General features: G+C 47.2%; 20 protein-coding genes. 17 read left to right on the forward strand and 3 right to left on the reverse strand.

The window, feature by feature from the left end:
• Window positions 1-182 precede the first annotated feature (182 nt).
• From clpA to R0I52_RS06020, 10 genes are all read left to right on the forward strand, one after another.
• Window positions 183-2,738 (forward strand): ATP-dependent Clp protease ATP-binding subunit ClpA, encoded by a 2,556-nt coding sequence (gene clpA, locus R0I52_RS05975; RefSeq protein WP_317053567.1) that lies wholly within the window; start codon window positions 183-185, stop codon window positions 2,736-2,738.
• A gap of 224 nt (window positions 2,739-2,962) precedes the next feature.
• Complete coding sequence (locus R0I52_RS05980; protein WP_317053568.1) at window positions 2,963-3,700, forward strand: uracil-DNA glycosylase; 738 nt, start codon at window positions 2,963-2,965, stop codon at window positions 3,698-3,700.
• 6 nt (window positions 3,701-3,706) lie between these two features.
• Window positions 3,707-4,351, forward strand: a complete 645-nt coding sequence (gene tadA, locus R0I52_RS05985) for a tRNA adenosine(34) deaminase TadA (protein WP_317053569.1) — start codon at window positions 3,707-3,709, stop codon at window positions 4,349-4,351.
• A gap of 202 nt (window positions 4,352-4,553) precedes the next feature.
• Window positions 4,554-5,333 (forward strand): (d)CMP kinase, encoded by a 780-nt coding sequence (gene cmk, locus R0I52_RS05990; RefSeq protein ID WP_075100778.1) that lies wholly within the window; start codon window positions 4,554-4,556, stop codon window positions 5,331-5,333.
• Between the two features lie 302 nt (window positions 5,334-5,635).
• Entirely contained in the window at window positions 5,636-7,315 is a 1,680-nt protein-coding gene (gene rpsA / locus R0I52_RS05995) for a 30S ribosomal protein S1 (protein WP_075100700.1), read from the forward strand.
• Between the two features lie 344 nt (window positions 7,316-7,659).
• Entirely contained in the window at window positions 7,660-7,965 is a 306-nt protein-coding gene (locus tag R0I52_RS06000) for an integration host factor subunit beta (RefSeq protein ID WP_317053570.1), read from the forward strand.
• Window positions 7,966-8,099: 134 nt separating this feature from the next.
• Complete coding sequence (locus tag R0I52_RS06005) at window positions 8,100-8,504, forward strand: lipopolysaccharide assembly protein LapA domain-containing protein (protein ID WP_317053571.1); 405 nt, start codon at window positions 8,100-8,102, stop codon at window positions 8,502-8,504.
• 129 nt (window positions 8,505-8,633) lie between these two features.
• A complete protein-coding gene (gene pyrF / locus R0I52_RS06010) occupies window positions 8,634-9,332 on the forward strand; it encodes an orotidine-5'-phosphate decarboxylase (protein ID WP_317053572.1) in 699 nt (232 codons plus the stop codon).
• Between the two features lie 183 nt (window positions 9,333-9,515).
• Window positions 9,516-10,313 (forward strand): metallophosphoesterase, encoded by a 798-nt coding sequence (locus R0I52_RS06015; protein ID WP_317053573.1) that lies wholly within the window; start codon window positions 9,516-9,518, stop codon window positions 10,311-10,313.
• Between the two features lie 126 nt (window positions 10,314-10,439).
• On the forward strand, window positions 10,440-11,276 hold the full coding sequence (locus R0I52_RS06020) for a histidine phosphatase family protein (RefSeq protein ID WP_317053783.1): 837 nt from the start codon (window positions 10,440-10,442) through the stop codon (window positions 11,274-11,276).
• 165 nt (window positions 11,277-11,441) lie between these two features.
• Here R0I52_RS06020 and rpsT read toward each other — a convergent pair whose 3' ends face one another.
• A complete protein-coding gene (rpsT, locus tag R0I52_RS06025; protein ID WP_010200097.1) occupies window positions 11,442-11,708 on the reverse strand; it encodes a 30S ribosomal protein S20 in 267 nt (88 codons plus the stop codon).
• Window positions 11,709-12,217: 509 nt separating this feature from the next.
• On the opposite strand from rpsT, the gene R0I52_RS06030 reads away from it, so the two are divergent.
• The 7 genes from R0I52_RS06030 to R0I52_RS06060 all read left to right on the forward strand — a co-directional run bounded on the left by R0I52_RS06030 (window position 12,218) and on the right by R0I52_RS06060 (window position 21,019).
• Window positions 12,218-12,919 carry an NAD-dependent epimerase/dehydratase family protein gene (locus R0I52_RS06030; protein ID WP_317053574.1) on the forward strand — a complete coding sequence of 234 codons (702 nt, stop codon included), beginning with the start codon at window positions 12,218-12,220 and terminating at the stop codon, window positions 12,917-12,919.
• Between the two features lie 98 nt (window positions 12,920-13,017).
• Window positions 13,018-13,533, forward strand: coding sequence for a ribonuclease E activity regulator RraA (rraA, locus tag R0I52_RS06035; RefSeq protein WP_317053784.1), 516 nt, complete (start codon window positions 13,018-13,020; stop codon window positions 13,531-13,533).
• Between the two features lie 165 nt (window positions 13,534-13,698).
• A complete protein-coding gene (gene mfd / locus R0I52_RS06040; protein WP_317053575.1) occupies window positions 13,699-17,382 on the forward strand; it encodes a transcription-repair coupling factor in 3,684 nt (1,227 codons plus the stop codon).
• Window positions 17,383-17,614: 232 nt separating this feature from the next.
• Window positions 17,615-18,049 carry an HIT domain-containing protein gene (locus tag R0I52_RS06045; protein WP_075100708.1) on the forward strand — a complete coding sequence of 145 codons (435 nt, stop codon included), beginning with the start codon at window positions 17,615-17,617 and terminating at the stop codon, window positions 18,047-18,049.
• A gap of 606 nt (window positions 18,050-18,655) precedes the next feature.
• Window positions 18,656-18,994, forward strand: coding sequence for a neutral/alkaline non-lysosomal ceramidase N-terminal domain-containing protein (locus R0I52_RS06050; RefSeq protein ID WP_317053576.1), 339 nt, complete (start codon window positions 18,656-18,658; stop codon window positions 18,992-18,994).
• A 16-nt stretch (window positions 18,995-19,010) separates the two neighbouring features.
• Window positions 19,011-19,304 carry a neutral/alkaline non-lysosomal ceramidase C-terminal domain-containing protein gene (locus R0I52_RS06055; RefSeq protein WP_317053577.1) on the forward strand — a complete coding sequence of 98 codons (294 nt, stop codon included), beginning with the start codon at window positions 19,011-19,013 and terminating at the stop codon, window positions 19,302-19,304.
• A gap of 299 nt (window positions 19,305-19,603) precedes the next feature.
• Window positions 19,604-21,019, forward strand: coding sequence for an adenylate/guanylate cyclase domain-containing protein (locus tag R0I52_RS06060; protein ID WP_317053578.1), 1,416 nt, complete (start codon window positions 19,604-19,606; stop codon window positions 21,017-21,019).
• A 157-nt stretch (window positions 21,020-21,176) separates the two neighbouring features.
• Here R0I52_RS06060 and fdx read toward each other — a convergent pair whose 3' ends face one another.
• A complete protein-coding gene (fdx, locus tag R0I52_RS06065; protein ID WP_075100710.1) occupies window positions 21,177-21,515 on the reverse strand; it encodes an ISC system 2Fe-2S type ferredoxin in 339 nt (112 codons plus the stop codon).
• Between the two features lie 119 nt (window positions 21,516-21,634).
• Window positions 21,635-23,512 (reverse strand): Fe-S protein assembly chaperone HscA, encoded by a 1,878-nt coding sequence (gene hscA, locus R0I52_RS06070; RefSeq protein WP_317053579.1) that lies wholly within the window; start codon window positions 23,510-23,512, stop codon window positions 21,635-21,637.
• Window positions 23,513-23,527: the final 15 nt, after the last annotated feature.

Raw genomic sequence — 23,527 nt, forward strand, 5'->3', positions numbered from 1 at the left:
AGATGACTCTTTTTATCGGTAAGGGTATCCAAAACAGGGAGGTTATGGTCAGCATTATTGATTGATATCAAGCAATTATGCCGCCATTGCCCTTGAACAATCCATCTATCGCCCTGATTTACTTACTAACTCATTCATAAAGCTATCAATTATAAAGATAGGTACAACCGTAGGAAGTCCTTATGTTAAGTCGTCATCTTGAAGTTTCTTTGCGTTTAGCAATGACGCTTGCGCGCCAAAAATCGCATGAGTATCTCACTGTTGAGCATCTATTGTTGGCGCTACTAGAAAACACCCATGCTGCCAATACCCTAACGGCTTGTAATGCCAATATTTCAGCGCTACGCACCGAGCTTGAGGCTTATATTAATAAGCACACGCCGACGGTGGATGCTGATACCGAGCAATCCCCGCAGCCAACCCAAAGCTTTGATCGCATCTTGCAGCGTGCTATCTTTCACGTACAGTCTATCGGCGGCGGTCGTCTGGTAGAAGGCTCGGATATTCTTGTGTCGATGTTTTCAGAGCACGACACCTATGCAGTATATTTGCTCAAAAAACAAGGCATCAGCCGTCTTGAGCTGACGCAGTATCTCTCACATGGTCAAGATAAAGATGAGCCATCAGAGCCGCGTGCATCGATGACAGGTGAGCGCCGCGGTGCCTCAGAAAAAACCAGCAAAGATCCGCTAGTCGAGTTCGCTACCAATCTAAACCAGCGCGCCGCGGAAGGTAAGACCGATCCGCTTATTGGCCGCGCGTCTGAGATTGAGCGAGCGGCACAAGTGCTATGCCGTCGCCGCAAAAATAACCCGCTATTGGTGGGCGAGCCAGGCGTAGGTAAGACCTCTATCGCTGAAGGTTTGGCGTGGCTTATCATCAACGAAAAAGCGCCAAAGCCACTGAATGGCTGCGTGATTTATAGTCTGGATATCGGCGCGCTCATCGCTGGCACCAAGTATCGCGGTGATTTTGAGAAGCGCATGAAATCCTTGCTTGATGCACTAAAGAAAAAGCCCAATGCGATTTTGTTTATTGATGAGATTCATATGATTATCGGTGCAGGGTCATCGATGAGTAGCAATATGGATGTCTCAAACCTGATCAAGCCGGCCCTTGCCAACGGCGAGCTGCGCTGTATCGGCTCGACCACCTTTACCGAGTATCGCCAAGTGTTTGAAAAGGATCATGCTCTTTCTCGTCGTTTCCAAAAAATCGACGTAAAAGAGCCAAGTGTTGACGATACTATCGATATTTTGCGCGGGCTCAAACCGCGTTACGAAGAGTTTCACAATGTTGAGTATAGTGATGAAGCATTGGTCACAGCAGTTCAATTGTCAGCCAAGCACATCCATGAGCGTTTTTTGCCAGACAAGGCGATAGATGTCATCGATGAGGCAGGTGCCTATAAGCGTTTGGGTGTCGTCCCTGATGCTGATGATGTGGCAGCAGAAGAAAGCTTTATCGCTGATTTAGAGCCGGATTTTGATACACCAGTTGCAGCAACGGACGATGCTGAGACAGACTATAGCGGCGAAATGCAAGCAGAGGCAAAGGCTGCCAAAGCCGATGATCAAGCCCACGCCAACGAGAAGTCTCATGAGGACTCTCAAGCCACTAAGGTGAAAAAAGCCCCGATGAAAATCGATGTGGCAGATATCGAAGCCATCATTGCTAAGCTTGCCCGCATTCCGCCCAAATCGGTGTCCAGTGATGATAAGAGTATCTTGGAGCACTTGGACCGTGACCTCAAGCATTTGGTGTTTGGTCAGGATGAAGCCATCACGACTTTGGCAGATGCCATCAAGCTGTCGCGAGCTGGGCTCAAAGCGCCAGACAAGCCGATTGGCTCGTTTATGTTTGCCGGCCCAACAGGGGTAGGTAAGACAGAGGTATCGCGTCAGTTGGCCAACCTGCTCGGCGTGGAGCTGGTACGTTTTGACATGTCAGAATACATGGAAGCGCACACCGCATCACGTTTGATTGGCGCGCCTCCTGGCTATGTTGGTTATGATCAAGGCGGTTTGCTGACCGAAAAAATCAATCAGCATCCGCATTGCGTGCTGCTACTAGATGAGATTGAAAAAGCCCACCCAGATGTCTTTAACTTGCTATTGCAGGTGATGGACCATGGTACGTTGACGGATAATAATGGCCGCGTTGCTGTCTTTAAGCAGGTGATTATCATCATGACGACCAACGTCGGTGCAGAGAGTATCAGCCGCTCGTCCATGGGCTTTACCCAGCAAGATCATAGCCGTGACAATACTGAGGCGTTAAAACGGGTCTTTACTCCTGAATTCCGTAACCGTTTGGATGCGATTATTCAGTTCAACCCATTAGATACGTCGGTCGTGGTATCAGTGGTCGATAAGTTCTTGGTTGAGCTACAAGTACAGCTCGATGACAAACAAGTGACATTAGAAATCGACGATGATGTACGTGACTATCTGGCGGACAAAGGCTATGATCGTCTAATGGGGGCGCGTCCGATGCAGCGCTTGATACAGGATGAAATCAAAAAGCCGCTTGCGAGTATGATTTTGTTTGGTGACTTGGTCAATGGCGGGGTCGTACATCTGACTTTGGCACCTGAGGCACAAGATGAAACAGATGAAAACGCTGTCGCATTAGAAAAAGATCAGAGCGCCAAGAAAGGCTCAGCAGACAGTCGTATCGTACTGACGGTGGTGGAGACGCACGAGCCACACCCAGACTCTGAGTCATTAGCCAGCTAAGGTTTTGCTACTAATATAATAAGGACGGTTACCATGTTTGTGCGGTAGCCGTTTTTTTATTGTTATAATTCATTATCTCATTTTTATTTGTACTGATTGATTTTAATAAAAGTGAAGGTCTTGTAGGTAGTAGTCAGCCAACTTTTATAGATAGTGAACCCATTTAGACAACTATCGATTGAATTGAAGACACGCCCTATATAACAACTAAAAAAGGACACAGTATGGAATCTCTCGATGCAAAATCACCAAAAACAGCCGCACAAAAAAAAGCCATCTTAGACAAAGTACGTTTGCCAGAAGACTGGAAGATGGCCTTGGCAGATGAGCTGACTTCTGAGAATATGGACAAGCTACGGACTTTTTTAAAGAAAGCTTATCAGTCGTCAGATAGCATCTATCCACCAGCGCCACTGATGTTTAATGCCTTTAATCTCACGCCATTATCTCGCGTTAAAGTGGTCATCTTAGGGCAAGATCCTTATCATCGCCCAGGTCAGGCCATGGGATTGTCGTTTTCGGTACCCAAAGCCATTCCAAAACCGCCGTCACTCAACAACTTGCTAAAAGAGATGGCCGATGATATCGGTGTTCAGCCGTCAGCGCATGGGGACTTGACCTATTGGGCGCAGCAAGGTGTATTACTGCTAAACAGTGCGTTGACTGTGCGAGAAGGTGAACCAAACAGTCATCAAAATCAAGGCTGGGAGCAATTTACCGATGCAGTGATCGATGTGGTCAACGAACAAACAGAGCATACGGTGTTTATTTTGTGGGGTAGTAAAGCCCAGAAAAAAGGTAAATACATCCATGCTGATAAACATTTGATTTTAACCGCTGTCCATCCATCGCCGCTGGCGGCAAACCGTGGTGGATTTTTTGGCACCAAGCCGTTTTCGAAGACCAATGATTATCTCCGGCAGCATGGCCGTACACCCATTGACTGGCAGTTGCCGCAGTAGTTATCTATGACCATTCCTTTTTTTGCCGCAGAGACACTGCAGGCGCATCATTGTTGTCTGCCTGATGGGGTTGGTTACCACTCAGGCCCTGATAGCTTGTCTGTGGACGCTGCTGGTAGCCATGCTCGACATCAGCTTGAGCTGAGCACTCAGCAGTTTTGGACGCTAGAAGATGTACAGTGGATGCATCAAGCATTGGCGTTGGCTCAGAGCGGCGCTGAGCTGGGCGAGGTGCCAGTGGGCGCGATACTGGTACATGAGCAGCAGATGATTGGTAAAGGCTTTAATGAACCAATCGGCCGCCATGATGCCACCGCTCATGCCGAGATAGTTGCTCTAAGAGATGCCTGTAGCCACCTAAAAAACTACCGTCTGCCATCAAGCACCACCTTATACGTGACCTTAGAGCCTTGCACCATGTGTATGGGCGCGCTGATTCATGCGCGAGTGGCGCGGCTGGTGTATGCGGCCAATGAGCCGCGAGCTGGCATGGTGGGTAGTCAGATGGATCTATCGGCACAAGATTTTTATAATCATACCATTACTGTACAACGGGGTTTGTGCAGTGAGCATAGCAGTCAGCTACTTAAGCGGTTTTTTCGAGCGCGTCGTCAGCTGGCAAAGCAAAAAAAATTAGATGTTAAAAAATAAGGGCTGTTGCGTCTCTACAAAACATACTGCCTGCAAATATAAGCATCAGTCATGGTGATGATAGGGTTTTCTTGCTATAATATCGCCCTATTTGGCGCTGCGATTATCAGATGGCTGTTAAGCGTTTGATAAGGTGGTGAATATTGCGCTGTCCTTGTTAGCAGTGGGCGATATGTGTTGTTTTTATAATTGAGTAAACATGATGACAGTCTCTACACCTGACTTTACGCCTGATAATGCCTTACAGGACCGTGATCCCTCTGAGCAAGCGGTACAGCGTTATCCCGTGATTTGTATTGATGGTCCAAGCGGGGCAGGTAAAGGCACTGTCACCTGGCGCTTAGCGCAAGCACTGGGTTATCAGTTATTAGACTCAGGGGCGTTATACCGCATCGTCGGGCTCAAAGCCTTTGAAGCAGGGTTGCTCGGTGCAGACGGCTGTCAAGACATTGATGAGCAGGCAGTACTGACATTAACCCAGGGTTTGGACATCGTATTTGTGCCCAATGAGGCATCAGGCCGCGTAGATATCATCGTCAATGGCGATGCCGTTGGCGAGCAAGTACGTAACGAAACCGTTGGTGGCTATGCCTCAAAGATCGCGGTATTCCCTAAAGTGCGTCAGGCGCTGCTCACGCTACAGCAAAAAATGGCCAGTCGCTCAGGGTTGGTCGCTGACGGCCGTGATATGGGAACGGTGGTATTCCCTGATGCGGATGTTAAGGTATATTTGACGGCCAGTGCCAAAGCGCGTGCTGAGCGCCGTGTCACGCAGCTATTAAGTGCAGGGCAAACCGCAGATTTTGAGGCGATTTTGGCAACGATCAAAGCGCGTGACGAGCGTGACGAAAACCGTGCGACGGCACCATCGAAACCTGCCAAAGACGCTTTATTGCTGGACAGTTCATGTCTGGATGCCGACAGCGTATATGAACAAGTCAAAAAATACTGTCAGGACAAAGGTATTTGTTTTAATAATTAATAAAAACAATACAGTAACTACCAACTTACTACCAAAAAATTTGCTACAGGCTTTGGTTTTAGTATAAAATTGTATAAGTAGAGATGTGCAATAAGCCAAAGCCAACATTGAAACAATAATAAAAATTTGAGCGGGCAGTAAAGACAGTTGTTGCTAATGAGTGTGATGAGATGCTCGCTTATTAGCAACAAAGGTTTTTTATATGACTGCATAAGATATAAAACCAGTATTCTCGTTTTATGCAATCATAAATTTGATCCGTACTGTGCTGGACAGGATACGGCTATACAAAGGTAGACATAATGGAATCATTTGCTGAACTATTTGAAGCGAGCATTGAAGAGCAGGGTCTGGATATCGAGCGTGGCTCGGTTATTACAGGTACTGTTGTGGCCATCGATAGCGATTGGATCACAGTAGATACTGGTCTTAAATCTGAAGGTATCGTCGCTCGTGAAGAGTTTTTAAGCGAAGAAGGCGAACTTGAAGTTGAAGTTGGCGATAGCGTTGATGTCGTGGTTGAAGCGGTTGATAATGGTATGGGTCAAACCCTACTATCACGCGAAAAAGCCAAGCGCGTCGAGACGTGGAATGTCCTTGAAAAAATCTATGATAACGATGAGATCGTAAAAGGTATCATTTCTAGCAAAGTAAAAGGTGGCTTTACTGTAGACGTGGGTTCAGTACGCGCGTTCTTACCAGGCTCATTGGTTGATGTACGTCCGATTCGTGACACCACACATCTTGAAGGCAAAGAGCTAGAATTCAAAGTCATCAAGCTTGACCAAAAACGTAACAACGTTGTGGTTAGCCGCCGCGCAGTAATGGAAGCTGAAAACTCAGCTGAGCGCGAAGAGCTATTGAACAAGCTTGAAGAAGGTATCGAGATCGAAGGTATCGTGAAGAACCTAACTGATTACGGTGCATTCGTTGATCTTGGTGGTATCGATGGCCTGCTACACATCACTGACATGGCATGGCGTCGTATCAAGCACCCATCTGAGGTGGTTGAAGTTGGTCAAGACCTAAAAGTTAAAGTATTGAAGTTTGACCGTGAGCGCAACCGCGTAAGCCTAGGTCTAAAACAACTTGGTACGGATCCTTGGGACAACGTTGGCGGTACTTACCCAGTCGGTAGTATTGTTAAAGCTCGCGTCACCAACTTAACTGACTATGGTTGCTTCGCTGAGATCTCTGAAGGTATTGAAGGTCTAGTTCACGTATCAGAGATGGATCACACCAACAAAAACATCCACCCATCAAAAGTTGTACAAGTGGGTGACGAAGTTGACGTGATGATCCTAGACATTGATGAAGAGCGTCGTCGTATCAGCTTGGGTATCAAGCAAACCCTAGCAAACCCATGGGAAGAGTTCGATAAGAAACATGAGCGTGGCGATAAAATCACTGGTACTATCAAGTCAATCACTGACTTTGGTATCTTTATCGGTCTAGACGGCGGTATCGACGGTTTGGTTCACTTGTCTGATATCTCTTGGAACGAAACGGGCGAAGAAGCAATCCGCAACTACAACAAAGGCGACACCGTAGAAGCCATGGTATTGTCTGTAGATGCAGAAGCGAACCGTATCAGCCTAGGCGTGAAGCAGTTAAGCTCAGATCCATTCAACGAATACCTAGTCGCTAATGACCGCGGTGCTATCGTTAATGGTAAAGTAAAAGAAGTAGATGCTAAAGGCGCTACTATCGAGCTTGCTGACGAAGTTGAAGCGTACCTACGTGCCTCTGAGATTCAGCGTGACCGTGTCGAAGATGCCACCAAGCATCTAAGCGTTGGTGATGACGTTGAAGCGAAGATCATCAGTGTGGATCGTAAGACTCGCAACATCAACTTGTCTATCAAAGCAAAAGATGAAGCTGAAGAGCGTCAAGCGATCAAAGATCTAGGTAGCAATGCGCCACAAGCAGCTGATGCTCAACCAAAAACGATTGGTGATTTGATCAAAGAGCAAATGCAGTAAGCGACAAGTTATTGATCTAAAAGCAATATAAAGAAAGCGACTTCGGTCGCTTTTTTTTATGAGTGGGTATTTGGTATGCGTTATATTTTTAAGGTTTTTGCTGAAACAGAGCAAACTCTTATTTCCATTTACGGTAATATCCGCTATCATTTGCAACATTGAGTAACGAGATGTAAATCACTACTTACTGATGAGAGCCGTATTAGCACTACTGACCGGTATTTTGCTTTTTGTTTCGATTTTCAGTATGGTCTTATACGGCTATATGAAGGGTTAAAACCTTTAAAAAATAGTAGCCTGGTTTACAATCATCTTATCCATCAATTAACAAGGCAAGCGTAACAATGCAGCAAGCGATTAATAAGTCTGAATTTATTAGTAATTTGAGTGCGAACTGTGACAATATGACTGATAGCGTGGTCGATGATGCAGTGCGTGAAATATTAAACCTAATGATCGATACACTGGCCAATGATGGCCGAGTAGAAGTGCGTGGGTTTGGTAGCTTTTGTTTACATCATCGCCGTGCCCGTATGGGCCGCAATCCTAAGACTGGGGAGAGCGTACCAGTACCTGCCAAAGCCATTCCGCATTTCAAGCCAGGCAAAGCCCTGCGCGAAGCGGTCAATGACAAAGTGGCTAATGGATAGATAATACGATCATTATGGCAGCGTTTGGTAGTATTCATTAACAGTAGCGTGTCAGTCAAAAAGTAGCATCGCTGTTTGTGACAAAACGTGGTCTTTGAGTCCTTTGCAACCCATCAAACCAAGGTATGTGTCTTATGCGCTTTTTACTGTTTGTACTGCTGTTTTTAAGCTTCGCTTATTCATTAGGGTTGGTATTGGCCAATAATACCGAGGTTGGCGTAAACTTACTGTTTTCACAAGCGCCGACGATGAATTTGGGCTTATTGCTGATCCTGTGTCTGATACTGGGTATTGTGATTGGTATGCTACTTGCGCTGCTGCTCTTTCGTGTTTTACAAAACAAGTGGGAAATCTCACGTCTACAAAAAGCCAATAACAACCTGCAAGAACAACTGACTCAAGCCAATGTGGTCATCGATCGTCAAGCGACTGCGCCTTCAGTAGAAGAGGCGGTGTATGGTTCGACAGCGACCAACGCGCACGATAATCACGCCGCTAAAGATGAAGCGGCGACATTAACCAAACAAAAACGTGACTAAATCTGACTAAGTCTGAATAGAGCGTCAGCTAGGTACCTTATGATACAAACTTGCGAGACAGGCGAGTTGATAGCCACCCGTTTGGTCGCTGTTTGGTTTTCTTAACTTCGATATAAATATGGCAACACCATGAATAATGCAATCAAATCTCCTGTCGTTGTCGCCTTAGACAATATGACAATGGAAGCATCACTCGCGCTGGCTGACAAGCTCGATCCAGCGCTGTGCCGTTTAAAGGTAGGCAAAGAGCTGTTTACTCGTTGTGGGCCTGACATCATCAAAGCCCTACATCAGCGTGATTTTGAGGTGTTTTTAGATCTTAAATTCCATGATATCCCTAATACTACGGCACAGGCGGTACTCGCGGCAGCTGATTTGGGAGTGTGGATGGTCAATGTGCATGCGAGCGCAGGCTTAGAGGCGATGTCGCTTGCTAAACAGCGCTTGTTGGACAATAACTTAGATACCTTGCTGATTGCGGTCACGGTACTGACTTCTATGGACAATCAAGCATTGACGCAGACGGGTATTACCGATGGGCTGGATACACAAGTCAGTCGCCTAGCACAGCTGACCAAGCAAGCAGGTCTCGATGGCGTGGTCTGCTCAGCACGAGAAGCCCAGAGCCTCAAAGCGCTATGTGGTCAGGAGTTTAAGCTGGTGACGCCTGGTATTCGCCTCGCTGAGGACAATGCTGACGACCAAAAACGCATCTGTACGCCCGCACAAGCGCTACAAGATGGTGCTGACTATCTGGTGATCGGACGTTCTATCACGCAGGCGGCTGACCCAGCGGCCAAGCTGCAGCGGATACTTGAGGGTATCTAGCCTGAGTCAAAAACAAAGAAAAGAGACAGCCTAAGCCGCTGTCTTTTTGCTTTTTGCGGGTAGATAAAAAGGTGCTACACTACTTAAAATTTATGGTGATATCTATGACGAAAAACACGCTATGCTTCTACGCATCGTCTGATCGATTTTTGTCCGTGATGTCCTAAGACACTATTGGAAGATATGAAATTACAGATTTTAAGTGACTTACATATTGATAGTTATGCTCGTCAGTCGCATCCGATGGGGTATATCCCCAAGACTGATGCCGATGTGGTGCTGATCGCAGGCGATACGGCCAATAGCGACAGCGGTATGCCGTGGTTACAAGCGCAAGCGGCGCGTCTGCAGGTACCTTTGATCACCATTGCAGGCAATCATGAATACTTCAATGAAGACGTGCTGCATTTTGATAAAAAGCTGGCCATTTGGGATAACTATGATGCCAAGTCGCAGCAAGGCGTGCGGGTTTTACAGTGTCAACATATCGATATTGGAGACGTACGTATCTTGGGCTGCACCTTGTGGACGGATTATCAGTATCAGGCCAATGAAGAAACCATGGCGGCTGCCAAGCGCTTTATGCGTGACTATAAACAAATCTATGCTGGTAGCGAGCTGTTTTCCCCTGAGGTATCCATGCAACTGCATGCTAAGCAGCGTCAATGGCTACAGCAAGCATTAAAAACCGCTCAATCGCTTGGCAAAAAGGCCATCGTCATGAGTCATCACAGCATCAGCCCGTTGTCGGTATCTGAGAAATATGCCAATCTGCCCAGTAATGCCGCTTTTGTGAGTGACTTGTCGAGCTGGATGCAGGAGGAGTGGGCGCCAGCGCTGTGGGTGCATGGCCATACCCATGAAGCCTTTGATTATCGTATTGGTCGTACCCGAGTGGTTGTCAATCCACGTGCGTATCCCAACGAAGTCAGTAGTACCGAGATAGCATTTGCTTGGGATAAAGTGATAGAGCTTGACTAGATAGCATACTCTTGCTTGAGATAAAGCGCATAGCAGTGCTGGGCGGTTTTCATTTCGGTTTTGCTCATTTGCAACTGAATTTATATTTTGTTCATTCTTCACAAAAAATCTGCTACGCTTGCTGGCATGAGCAAATACTTCCACAACACTTTATCGAAACTATCTGCAGAAAGGCGTGCCAGTCATACGCCAAGTGCGCCCGCGCCGTCGCACCTACCCGATAGTATGATCTCTTCAGTGAGCCTGTTGCCTGAAGACAAGCGCCTGATTTTATTTACCAGACACTCACTGCGTGAGCGCTCTGATGGTAACGGCTTTGCCAGTTATCAGTTGCCGCTGACGCCTAGAGGTCGCGTCTTGGCAAAATCTTGGGGGCGCTGGTTGGCAGGTCATCTGCCTTATTCTCTAGATGTGGATAGCATCTCGAGCCCTATTGGCCGCTGTATTGATACCGCGCAGCTTATGCAAGCAGGTGCAGGGTTACAGCGTGACATCCTACATCAGTCGCTGCTGGTAGAGCCTGGTAGCCTCGTTACTGACCCCGAGATTGCCACTCCGGTATTTAAAGAAATCGGTGTGCTTAATTTTATCAATCGTTTTTTACAAGGCAATCTTGCTGGCACCAAAAATGCCTATCAAGGCGGGCTTGATCTTTTATCGTTGTTTTATCAGCATCAGCCGCAGCCTGGACATCTTATGCTAGCGGTTAGTCACGATACGTTGCTGTCAGCGTTTTTGGCGGTGATGTTCGATGTGGTAGAGATTGATTGGAATGATTGGCCAAAGATGATGGAAGGGGTGTTTTTGTGGTTTGATGATAAGCCTTTTAAACAAGCCAGTGCCCACTTCGTCTGGCGCGGTGAGGTCTATATACGGCCGATTGCGACGTTGTTAGAAGGGTACCGTGCAGCAGGGTTTCATCCAAATACATTGCTGTTGCCACCAGAGGTGAGGTGGGACTAAGCTTAGCATCAGCAGTGCCATGGTTGAATGTTCAATAGGCCCTATAAACGAGGCTTTGTTTTTATGGTTTTTTGCGCATAAAAAAACCTTGCCTCAGCATAAGAACTGATGACAAGGTTTTAATCATCACCCAAACAGAGTGATGCGGTCTAAACGCAACCCATCTTAAGCTTGTAAGCCTTTGATGGTTTTGTTTAGGCGGCTCTTACGACGAGCAGCTTTATTCTTATGAATAATACCTTTGTCAGCCATACGATCAAGAACAGGTACCGCTTTTTTGTAAGCTTCGGTAGCCGCGTCATAATCTTTAGCTGCGATAGCCGCATCAACACGTTTTAAGTAAGTACGAACCATAGAGCGTTGTGACGCAGAGTTCTGACGACGTTTGGTGTTTTGACGGGCGCGTTTACGAGCTTGTGCAGTATTAGCCACGCGTATCTCCTTGATAAAGACAGATAAAAATATGAATGTTGATTGCAATAATGGGTTTAACAATCATCGGTGACGAGCAGCCGTCTCGTCAAACATGATGTCGATGTCCGATACTAAAGTATCTAATATCGGTAGTCATCGCAAGCGTCAGAACTGTTTGGAATAATTAAACAGCGTTGACGTGTAAAGCCGGTTATCTTAGCAAATTATTGCGCTTAGGACAATATATTTGATGGTTAATCGGTAAAGAAGTTATGCTATTTTATCAATATTCGGTTTTTTCATGTATCTACTCTCAAAGGGTACGGCCAGTAAAAGGCTTGACGGATAAAATCTCTTACAATAAATTCGCTATAATACCCTCACCGCTGAGTGATTTTAGGTATGATACGCAAGCGGTAAGTTAAAATAGCGGCCAGATATGCTGGCGGATAAGCGAATACGATAAATAAAGAGAATGCTTTGTATAAGAGTGCTCTCATATCTCATACGATACGAATGGATAAGATATGCAGCGAAAAGCAATTGTGATTGGCGCGACAGGATTGGTAGGGCAATATCTTGTCAAGCAGCTAAGTGAGCTTTATGACACGTTGATTGTGATTGCACGGCGTCCGCCACGCTATATCAATGCTAGCATGAGGTTTTATCAGGTCAATGATTTTGACAACTTGGCTGAGGTGTTTGCCAGTGTCGGCGCTGATCGCAGCACCGATGCTTTTAGCTGTCTTGGTACGACCAAAAAGCAAGCTGGCAGTGATGAAGCCTTTCATAAAGTGGATCATGACTACAATGTGACGTTTGCTAAGCTGTGCCGCGAGAAAGGGGTAGAAAACTTCTTTTTATTGTCTGCGATGAATGCTGATATTGACAGTCGGTTTTTGTACAACCGAGTCAAGGCGGAGACCGAGCAGTCCATCATGGCGCTAAATTTTGCCCATTTGGTAATTTTTCGGCCATCGTTGTTGCTCGGTAAGCACAAAGGTCGCCCGCTTGAGAGCCTAGGTCAACAAGCCTTTAAGCTCATCTCGCCTTTGGTGCCTGAGTCATTACCCCTGCATCCTATTTCTGCAAAACGTGTCGCTAGCGCCATGGCCATGAGCGCCCATGATATCTACGAGCGTAGTAAGTACCGCTGTGAGCCTGCGATTACCACCACAGACATCATCGAAAATAAACAAATGCTGGCAATGACCAAAGTCAAAAAATAGCCTAAGTAAAAATATCAATCATACTTTTTATACCGTTTAATCCTAGCCAACAACGAACAAGGAGTGTACCCATGTCAAACGCAGCAACAGAGCCTACCATGAACCAAGAAAATTTTGTGACTTGTGATTTATTGGATGCCAATCCTGAGTCGCAAGTGTGTCTGCCAAATATCGAAGGTAAGTCGTTTTATAGCTTTGGTGGCAAAGATCGGTTTTGCGGTGAGATTGTGACGGTTAAGTGTTTTGAAGACAACAGCCGTGTCAAATCGCTATTAAACAGCGATGGTAAAGACAATAAGGGCAATGGAAAGGTACTGGTGGTCGATGGTGGTGGCTCGATGCGCTGTGCGCTGCTCGGCGATATGATTGCTCAGTCGGCGATTGATAATGGTTGGGCTGGGGTCATCGTGTATGGCTGTGTCCGTGATGTCGATGATATGGCACAGATGGATATCGGTGTCATGGCGCTTAGCTGTATCCCGCGTAAATCAACGCGCCGTGATGAAGGTCAAACCGATCTCGAGATTAGCTTTGGGGATTTGACCCTAAATTCAGGCATGTTTGTCTATGCAGATAACAACGGCATTATCGCGAGCGACAAGCCTCTGCTTTAAGCCTATGGCTAAGCCTAGCCCAACCATTAATATAAAATCTCGGCTTAAGCGTCGAGGTTTTTGTGCGTGATGTGCTGAGTGACAAACCGTTACGGCATAAATTTTGGTAATTGCATAAATATTCGTATAATAGCTTTCTGACTCTTAACTTTGATCTTATCCTCTATGCCTATCACTGCTTTGACTGACGCGTTTGACCCTATTAACCAGCAGTTGTTTCCTATCGCTCATGCCGAGCGGCGCTGGTTGACCCCTGTTTATGGTGCGGTCAGTAGTCTATGGCTGGCAAGCTTGATGCAAGCGTTGGTATGGGACGTATCCGAGCGTCTAAAAATAGTGGTAACGCGCGATCAAAACCAGCTCAATCAGATAGAAACCGAGCTGGCGTTTTGCGGCGTCGATGCCTATGTGTTTCCTGATTGGGAGACGCTGACCTACGATGAGCTGTCCCCGCATCAAGACATCGTCAGCGAGCGTATCAACCTATTGACCGATATGCCCACTAAAGGCGTGCTGCTCATCTCGGTGCAGGCACTCATGCATCGGGTTGCCCCGCCAAGCTGGCTGATAGGGCAGCATTTTGATTTGAGTGTCGGTGATCGCTTTGATATCAATACCCAGCGCGAGCTGCTTGCAAAGGCAGGCTACCGTGCGGTCGAAAACGTCTTTGAGCCAGGCGAGTTTGCGGTACGCGGTAGTATTGTCGATATCTTTGCCATGGGGCAGCCATTTCCGCTACGTTTAGACTTGTTTGATGATGAAATCGAAACCATTCGCTTTTTTAATCCGCAGACGCAGCGTACGCTGACCGTCGACGATCTAAAAAACATGATGAGTGGTAACGACAGTAGCATCGGCAAAGAGTCACTATCGCTACTGCATAAGCTGCCTGATATCTCAAAACCTATTCAGCAGTTTCAGATACTACCTGCCAAAGAATTTCCGCTTGATGAAGGGCGTGAGACGTTTCGGACCAACTTTGCAGCGATGTTTCCCAATACCAGTAGTCGCAAGTCTGAGCTGCATAAAGATGTGATGGCGGGTATCGCCAGTAGCGGGCTTGAGTACTATCAGCCATTGTTTTTTGATTTGGATGACTGGCAAACTGACAGCAGCTTGTTTGCTTATTTGCCAGATGACGCTTTGTTTATCATTGATGAGCGAATCCACGAAACGCAAGCGGATTATTGGTCGCAGATTCAGCGCCGTTATGAAGAGCGCCGGCACGATATCGACAAACCTATTGTCGCGCCAGAATTATTATATTTATTATCAAATACCTTAAACGAGCATCTTAACCACTATCCGCGGGTGATACTCAGTGCGCATGAGACGCGTGCGGCGATAGACAATGATGCCTCATCGACCGTACAGACTGACTCTAGTCGGCAAGGACTGGTCACACTCACGGCGCAACAGCCGCCGCAGCTGGCGGTCAATCACCAAAAAGCAGAACCGTTGGCCGATTTGCTAGAGTTTTTGCTACAGCAAGCACAAACAGCGACGCCGGTGCTGATCGTTGCCGAAACAGCAGGGCGCCGTGAGATTTTGATAGAGCTGTTTAAGGGTAAGATAGACACCAAAGCGTATGATAGCTTTGAAGCGTTTTTGGCCGCTGATAAGGTCACAACCCTTAATGATAACAACTTGCCGCAGGTAGGGCTGACGGTGGCGCCTATCGAGCGCGGGGTGTATATTCCTGAGCGTTTGGTGGTGATCAGTGAGACTCAGCTGTTTGGTAGGCAAGTGCTACAAACACGTCGTCGCCGCCAAAGCGGGGTGTCAGAAGAGTTTTTGGTCAAAAGCGTCACAGAGATTACCGAAGGCAGCCCAGTGGTGCATATCGAGCATGGTATCGGCCGCTATAACGGGCTGATTACCTTAGATGTGGGCGATGGCGAGCAAGAGTTTATTCATCTAAAATACGCGGACGACGCCAGTATTTATGTACCCGTTGCCAATTTGCAAATGATCAGTCGCTACAGCGGCGGTGACCCTGCGCTTGCGCCACTCCATAAAATAGGTAGCGGTAAATGGGATAAAGCCAAACAAAAAGCGCTGGAGCAAATCCATGATGTCGCCGCTGAGCTGCTCAATATGCAGGCAAGGCGCGAAGCCAAAGTCGGTATTCACTTCAAGATTGACCCTTCACAATACGAGCTGTTTGCCAGTCAGTTTGCCTTTGAAGAGACCGCCGATCAGGCCAATGCTATCCAGGCGGTGATGGAAGACATGAGACAAAACCAGCCGATGGATCGCCTCATTTGCGGTGATGTGGGTTTTGGTAAGACAGAAGTGGCGATGCGCGCGGCGTTCATTGCGGTCAGTGCCGGTTATCAAGTGGCGGTATTGGTGCCAACGACGCTGCTGGCAGGTCAGCACGAAGATAATTTCCGCGACCGTTTTGCCGATTGGCCAGTACGTATCGAGACATTATCGCGTTTTGGTGGCAAAAAACATCAAGAGACGGTATTGGCAGACCTTGCCGCGGGTAAGGTGGATATCATCATTGGTACTCACAAATTGTTGCAGCCGGATGTAAAGTTTGCCAATTTGGGGCTGATGATTGTTGATGAAGAGCACCGCTTTGGTGTGCGCCATAAAGAGCGTATCAAAGCCATTCAGACCGATGTAGACAGTATGTCGATGACAGCGACGCCGATTCCGCGTACGCTTAATATGGCACTATCTGGTATGCGTGATATGTCGATTATCGCCACGCCGCCTGCTCGTCGTCTGGCGATCAAAACCTTTGTCATGCAAAAGACCGATGCCTTGATGAAAGAGGCTATCTTGCGTGAGCTATTACGCGGCGGGCAAGTCTACCTGCTGCATAATGATGTGGCAAGCATTGAGCGCATGGCAGAAACGATACGTGAGCTGGTGCCCGAGGCTAGAGTGGGGGTCGCGCATGGGCAGATGCAAGAGCGCCAGCTTGAACAGATTATGGAGCAGTTTTATCATAAAAAGTTCAATGTGCTGGTGTGTTCGACCATCATCGAGACCGGTATCGACGTACCGAATGCCAATACTATCATCATTGAGCGCGCTGATAAGTTTGGTTTGGCGCAGCTACATCAGCTGCGAGGCCGTGTAGGCCGTAGTCATCATCAGGCGTATTGCTACTTGCTCGTGCCATCTATTAAAGGCTTAAAAGGCGATGCCAAGCGCCGTCTGCACGCCATCGAACGCGCCAATACATTGGGAGCAGGCTTTATGCTGGCCAGTGAGGATCTGGAGATTCGCGGGGCAGGTGAGATACTGGGCAAGCAGCAAAGCGGTAACATGCAAGCCATCGGCTTTAGCTTGTATATGGATATGCTAGAGCGTGCGACAAAGGCCATCAAGGCGGGTAAAGAGCCTGATTTGAATACCCCATTGTCACTTACCAGTGAGATCAATTTGCACAGCTCAGCGCTGATACCAGAAGAATACTTGCATGATGTACATCAGCGTTTGCTATTTTATAAGCGCATTAGTAATGCTGATGATTTTGAGGCGCTCACCGATATCCGTACCGAGATGATTGATCGTTTTGGCACACTGCCAGATCAGACCAAGCATTTATTTGCCATCCATAGACTGCGCATACAGGCCGAGCCATTGAAAATCAACAAAATCGATGCCAATAGTAGCAGCATGACGTTAGAGTTTGCCCCTGATACGCCAGTTGACGCCTTGGCAATTATCCAGCTTATTCAAAAAGATGGACAGCGCTACCGGATGAATGGTGCCTCTGGCATTCGCTATCAGGATGCCAATAAGCTGGCCACGCCGCAGCAACGCGTGACTGTGCTTGAGGAGTTGCTGCGCTACTTTAGCGAGCATATGGTAGCAGAGCCCGCTTAGCGCTTTGAGTGACGCCAATCATCATATCCAAGCGCCGCATCTATTAGGCAGCTAGGCAGCAACACAGTAAAACAGCAGCCAATCCATCAAGGCGCTATTTTATCTACTGGATAACTGATAAAATAGCAGATACTCTGTGTCTACTCTATGGCCTATAGCGTCCGATAGGTCTTAGCCACCCTTATTTTTAGTATTTAAGCGTTATCCCCTTCATAACAAGAGAACCGTCATTATGTTCCAACTTCATCACAAACTTGCAGCCGACAGTTTTTTGGTGGGAGACTTCCCATTATCGACCTGCCGTTTAATCAATGATTGCCAGTTTCCTTGGTTGATATTGGTGCCACGTGTCTCTGGTATCAAAGAATTGTATGAGCTGTCTGAGGCCGACCAAGCGCAGTTTTTGCGCGAGTCGAGCTGGTTGTCCAGCCAACTTGCCAAGACCTTTCAGGCTGACAAGATGAACGTGGCTGCGCTGGGCAATCAAGTGCCGCAGCTTCATTTTCATCATATCGTTCGTTATCAAAATGATATGCAGTGGCCCAACCCAGTGTGGGGTGTTCCTGCTGTACCTTACACCAAAGAAGTACTGGCGCAGATGCAGCAAACTTTGATGATGGCGCTGCGTGGTCATCATCAAATGCCGTTTGATTGGCAGATGCAATAGGTCTTTTAGCAATAAGCCTTTGGTAATAAACGGTTAAATACGCATAGGCGTGAGCGTTTGTCTGTAAGCATAGCTCTCTGTGTTAATGAGTTTATTGTACGGCTTTACGAAAAATATTTTACATTTGTCTGTCAGTCGTTATATTAGAGTGTAAGTTGGCTAAATGGATATAGCCAGCTTGTCAGCTCAGTGTCTTTGCTGCGTCACATCAGAGTAGATGCGGTGCAAAGTGCTGAGATTCTCAATTTTAAATCAGGGTTGTTTGATTTAAGATTTCACTCTATGTTAAGGACAACAAATGGCTACTTCCTCTATCTCACCACCTTCGTCACGACGACCTACTATGTTGTTTCTCTCGATTTGTACCGCGTTGCTGGGTATGATGGCCTGTGAAACAGACTCTACTGAGCCTACCGCCATATCGCCTGCTGCGACACAAACCATCACGACTGATGTCGACCCATCTAATCGCTCTATTACGTCAAATTTTAGCGCCAGCTCTGTTGCTAAGTCGGTCGCGCACCGTTATCTCGTCGGTACTGGTAAAGCTGATATCACAGGAGCTGCGGCCGAAACGGGTATGTTTGCTATGCTGCAGGTCAGGTGGTGCAGGGTATCAATGATCGTCTATATTCTCATGCTTTTATTGTCGGCGAAGCGGATAGCAATGCAGGTAACCGAGTCGTCTATGTCTCAGCGGATATGGGTGCGATGTTTACCGCGGTCAAGCTTGAGGTTATCAAACGCTTGCAAGCAGGTTTTGGCGACTTGTATAACGATGATAATGTGATGCTTGCCGCCACGCATACTCATGTGGGAAATGCTGGCTACTCGCATCAGCAGCTGTATCAAATCGCCAGCACGGACGACACGCTAGCGGGCTATAGTCAGCAAAACTTCAATGCTATCGTCGGCGGAATAGTCACTTCGATGTTACCAAAGTAGGGAAGTCGCTACGGCGGTGTTTCGCGCAGCGCACCCCAAAAACAACCTACGTACCGAAGACAGCTTTCTTAAGGTGCAGCGTTACCAAGATGGTCAATGGGTGGACTATCTGAGCGACCGTGACTTTGAGACCACCTACACGTGGCAGCGAGAAGGAGCGGCCTATAGTAAAGCGATTATCGATTGGCGCATCGGTACTGATACGCCAGCAGGGACATATCGACTAACGCATGCTGGCGACTGGAAAAGCGGCTGGACAGGCAAAATTAAGCCTTATTCTGGCGCCTCAAGCAGCTTTAGGGTGCAGTAAGAAAGCCACTAAGTACCATGTAAAGCAATAAAATTGCTCATGATGGCTTGCTCATTAAGTGACCAACGGTAGGGTTTTGCGTATCAGTAACGTAGGTTTTATAAAAATGAAAACGTATAATAATCTTTCAGGTTATCTTATACCAAACCTAAAGTGCCATCAGTGTTGGCGAGTTGCGTTTGTCTGCCTGTTGTTTGGATTTTGAAAATAGTATGTTCATAACGATATCGACTGTCTCTGTACTATTCTCCTGCTTCTAACATTTATCGATAGTCTGCGTTATTAAGCGAACACTTTATATGCCTCTTTTAGATACGTTGAGACCGAAACTTCCATCACAGACGAATGGTATCTATCGATTCGACTATCCAGAAGTGTTTGTCTTGATCCTAACGGTTGTGCTTCTTGCCCTGCATTTCGACTTTAGAGCCACCTCGATGGCACTGGTGATCATTGTTAGTCTGCCGAGCTTGCTGATTTTGATATATAACTACCGTCGTCAGCCCAGTTTTTGGACCTCCAATATTGTTATTATTTTGCTGTCAGCAGTCATAGGCTCGGTACAGCTATGTACGGTCATGTCGATCAGTCTGGCAGCTTTGATTGCGCTACGCGTGATTATTAGCAGGCCGGAAAACCAGGTTAGACTGGTCATGGTGTCGATAGTGACCGTGATCATTTTTTATTATGTCAGCGTGATTTTAAACAGTACGGAGATGGACTGCCATGACAGTTGGCTGACGCCAGTGGTACTACTGGCCAGTATGGCGGTGATGCTGTGTCAGTTTCGCTATGTGTATCAAAAGTACATCGGCCACCAACAGCGCGCGCAGCAAGCGGTAGGGCGTTTGAGCACCATGGTCTCTGTCATCAATAAGTTGACCCGTTTTGTGCCACCGCAGATTTGGGAGCCAATTGTCAAAACAGATGCGCCCGTTAGTGTGTCAAACAAACGTGCCAAGCTGACGATTATGTTTTCGGACATTGTGGGTTTTACAGAACTGTCTGATAGTTTAAGCTCGGACAATCTGGCGGATATTTTAAATACCTATATGCACTGCATGACGGTCATTGCCAATAGGCATGACGCTGTGCTTGATAAGTTCGTCGGCGATGGGATGGTGTGTTTTTTTGGAGAGCCTAGCAGTCAAGGGGCGCGTCAAGATGCGCTTGACTGTGTGGCAATGGCGCTAGACATGCGCCGTGAAATGCGTACCCTGAGGCATAAGTGGCGGCTTATGGGTTTTGCAGGGCTGTATATACGCGTTGGTATCACGACAGGCTATTGCCATGTCGGCAACTTCGGTAGCAATAACCGCTTGAGCTATACATTGATTGGCAAAGAGGCCAATCTCGCGGCGCGGCTGGAGAGTAGTGCGGGCAAAGATGAGATACTGGTCAGCGAAAGTACTTATGATTATGTTTGTCACAATTATGAGTGTCAGCATGCAGGTGCGTTTCAGCTCAAAGGCTTCGACGAAAAAGTCAATGCTTGGCAAGTTCTCGATCCTGATGCCAATAAAGGTCAGCTATCAAAATGGGTGGACCATACGTTACCAGGATTTAATTTGCATCTAAATTTCAAAGACATGAAAGATCAAGACTATCAAGACATCCGAGAGCGCCTGAACCTCGCTCTCGAGCGTATCGAACAAGAGCAAGAAAAAGTAGCAAATGCTATTGCGGTAGAGAGCCAGCGTCACAACGATCAATAGCGACTCTACTTTACTGATTTGACATCTGTATGAACATATTTAACTTCATATTTAATATGCCAGCTCGTCCGTGAGCAGACAAAAACGCCAACCATGATATGCAGTCACCGTTGGCGTTTTATGATGGCTTTGACTATATGTTATTAGTAGTATGTTATTAGTGGTTTTCTTTAGCATGGTTGAGCGTGTATTTGGGAATCTCGATGGTCAAGTCATCGTCTTCGAGCATCACCTGACAAGACAAACGTGAGTCTGGCTCCAGCCCCCAAGCACGGTCTAAAAGATCCGCTTCAATATCGTCCATCTCATCTAAGCTATTAAACCCTTTACGCACCACCACATGACAGGTAGTACAGGCTTTTGACATCTCACACGCGTGCTCTATCTTAATGCCTTTTTCTAGTAGGGCTTTGCATAGGTTCTGGCCAGCTTCTAGCTCGACTTCAGTGCCTTCGGGGCAAATCTCATGATGAGGTAATACGGTAATCTTTGGCATAAATTATCTATCCGGTGCTAATCAATTAAAAAATAAAAACTCAAAAATATATCAGGTCTGCTATACGTCATCACATCTATCATGGCTAAGCCGTATATAGATAGATTCTATACGCGCTGTTACCAATCTTGAGCGCTGGTACCTGCCATGCTGGCCTTGACGCTTTGATTCATAATGCGAGCAGCAAATGCATCGCTATGTGGTTTGAGCTTGGCTTGTTCGGCTTCAATGAGAGTCAAGTCATCGGTGTTTAGTGCCGTTTGTAGCGCTTGTATCTGCTGCGTTAAAGCTTGCTGCTCATCAGGGGTCAATAAGGCTGCAAACTCTTGCAGCGCAGACTGTAGCGCCAATACTTCGCGTTCTGCTTCTACTTTTGTCTCAATCAAAGAGCGAGCGTTTTTGTCCGCTTCTGCATGCTCAAACCCTGCCATCAATAGCTGCTCTTTTTGCTCATCAGACAAGCCATAAGAGGGTACAATCTCGATTTTGCTTTCAGTTTTAGTCGTGGTTTCTTGCGCGCTGACTGTCAGCTGTCCATTGGCATCAATGCTAAAGGTGACCTCGATACGGGCAAAGCCTGCTTTCATCGGTGGGATGCCATATAATTCAAAACGTCCAAGCGAACGGCAGTTTTCGACAGTTTCGCGCTCGCCTTGAACCACATGAATTACCATGCCTGTCTGACCGTCCTGATAGGTGGTAAATACTTGGCGTTTTTTGACAGGGATAGGGGTGTTACGGGGAATCAGCACCTCAACCAAGCCGCCCATAGTCTCAAGGCCGAGTGACAAAGGAGTGACATCTAATAATAAAAGTGTATTGTCACTATCACCATTGACCAGTTGGTGCGCGGTTTGTGCAGCCCCTAGGGCGACGACTTCATCTGGGTTTAAGCGGCAAAGCGGCTGCTTGCCAAAAAACGTGGTCACCACTTGTTGTACAGCTGGCATACGGGTTGAGCCGCCCACCAAGATGACTTCATCTAAATCGTCAATAGATAGCTTGGCATCGCGTAATACCTGCTCGCAGACGCTAAGCGTACGGCGATTGACAGGCTCAGCAATGGCCAGCAAATCGTCACGGTGCAAGGTGCCTTGATAAGAGTGGCCGTTGACCGTAATGTCGATAGCGACCTGCTCGGCGTCCGTCAAAGCTTGCTTATACGCTTTGGCTTGCTGGGCAAAGATTGACTTGTCATGCCGACTGACGTCTTTTGGGTCGATACTTAATTGTTTGATCAACCAGTTGGTCAGCAAGCGGTCGATATCATCACCGCCTAGTGCACTGTTGCCGCCAGTTGCTAAGACTTCAAAAACCCCATCGGTGAGCTTTAAGATAGACACATCAAAGGTACCACCGCCCAAGTCATAAATTAAGTAATGGCTTTGTGTGTTATCTTGATTGGGCTTATCAAGGCCGTAAGCGACAGCGGCAGCCGTGGGCTCATTTAACAAACGTAGCACATTGATACCAGCAGCTTGTGCAGCATCTTTGGTCGCTTGGCGCTGCGCCTCATCAAAATAAGCGGGAACAGTAATTACCGCCCCTTCGATGCTGTCGGCAGGTAATGCGCTTGCGGCACGCTGTTCGAGAGCCGCTAGAATGCGTGCTGAGACTTCAACAGGGGATACCTTACCTTGGGCGGTGACAAAAGCTGGCATGTCGTCTGCATTGCCGCTTAACTCATAAGGATGAGAGAATTTAATATCTGCTTGACTACGACCCATAAAGCGCTTGGCGGATACGATGGTGTTTTTTGGGTCATCGGCCAAATGTGCTAGGGCATCATACCCTACCATGGGTTTGCCAGTGCTGGGGTAGTAGACGACAGAGGGCAGCAACGTATCGTTGTCAGCGCCTGCCTCTAAGACTTGCGCCTTGCCTGAGCGTACGACTGCGACCAGTGAGCGTGTGGTGCCAAGGTCGATACCTAGACCAAAACGATGCTGATGAGGTTGGGCACTTTGATTGGGTTCGGCAATTTGCAATAAAGACATAAAATCACTCAAAGA

The sequence above is a fragment of the Psychrobacter sp. CAM01 genome (assembly GCF_032842965.1).
Taxonomy (GTDB): domain Bacteria; phylum Pseudomonadota; class Gammaproteobacteria; order Pseudomonadales; family Moraxellaceae; genus Psychrobacter; species Psychrobacter celer.

Bases quoted from the DNA above. Each gene is read 5' to 3' on its own strand.
- clpA (WP_317053567.1), top strand. From the start codon at position 183: ATGTTAAGTCGTCATCTTGAAGTTTCTTTGCGTTTAGCAATGACGCTT.
- R0I52_RS05980 (WP_317053568.1), top strand. From the start codon at position 2,963: ATGGAATCTCTCGATGCAAAATCACCAAAAACAGCCGCACAAAAAAAA.
- tadA (WP_317053569.1), top strand. From the start codon at position 3,707: ATGACCATTCCTTTTTTTGCCGCAGAGACACTGCAGGCGCATCATTGT.
- cmk (WP_075100778.1), top strand. From the start codon at position 4,554: ATGACAGTCTCTACACCTGACTTTACGCCTGATAATGCCTTACAGGAC.
- rpsA (WP_075100700.1), top strand. From the start codon at position 5,636: ATGGAATCATTTGCTGAACTATTTGAAGCGAGCATTGAAGAGCAGGGT.
- R0I52_RS06000 (WP_317053570.1), top strand. From the start codon at position 7,660: ATGCAGCAAGCGATTAATAAGTCTGAATTTATTAGTAATTTGAGTGCG.
- R0I52_RS06005 (WP_317053571.1), top strand. From the start codon at position 8,100: ATGCGCTTTTTACTGTTTGTACTGCTGTTTTTAAGCTTCGCTTATTCA.
- pyrF (WP_317053572.1), top strand. From the start codon at position 8,634: ATGAATAATGCAATCAAATCTCCTGTCGTTGTCGCCTTAGACAATATG.
- R0I52_RS06015 (WP_317053573.1), top strand. From the start codon at position 9,516: ATGAAATTACAGATTTTAAGTGACTTACATATTGATAGTTATGCTCGT.
- R0I52_RS06020 (WP_317053783.1), top strand. From the start codon at position 10,440: ATGAGCAAATACTTCCACAACACTTTATCGAAACTATCTGCAGAAAGG.
- R0I52_RS06030 (WP_317053574.1), top strand. From the start codon at position 12,218: ATGCAGCGAAAAGCAATTGTGATTGGCGCGACAGGATTGGTAGGGCAA.
- rraA (WP_317053784.1), top strand. From the start codon at position 13,018: ATGAACCAAGAAAATTTTGTGACTTGTGATTTATTGGATGCCAATCCT.
- mfd (WP_317053575.1), top strand. From the start codon at position 13,699: ATGCCTATCACTGCTTTGACTGACGCGTTTGACCCTATTAACCAGCAG.
- R0I52_RS06045 (WP_075100708.1), top strand. From the start codon at position 17,615: ATGTTCCAACTTCATCACAAACTTGCAGCCGACAGTTTTTTGGTGGGA.
- R0I52_RS06060 (WP_317053578.1), top strand. From the start codon at position 19,604: ATGCCTCTTTTAGATACGTTGAGACCGAAACTTCCATCACAGACGAAT.
- fdx (WP_075100710.1), bottom strand. From the start codon at position 21,515: ATGCCAAAGATTACCGTATTACCTCATCATGAGATTTGCCCCGAAGGC.
- hscA (WP_317053579.1), bottom strand. From the start codon at position 23,512: ATGTCTTTATTGCAAATTGCCGAACCCAATCAAAGTGCCCAACCTCAT.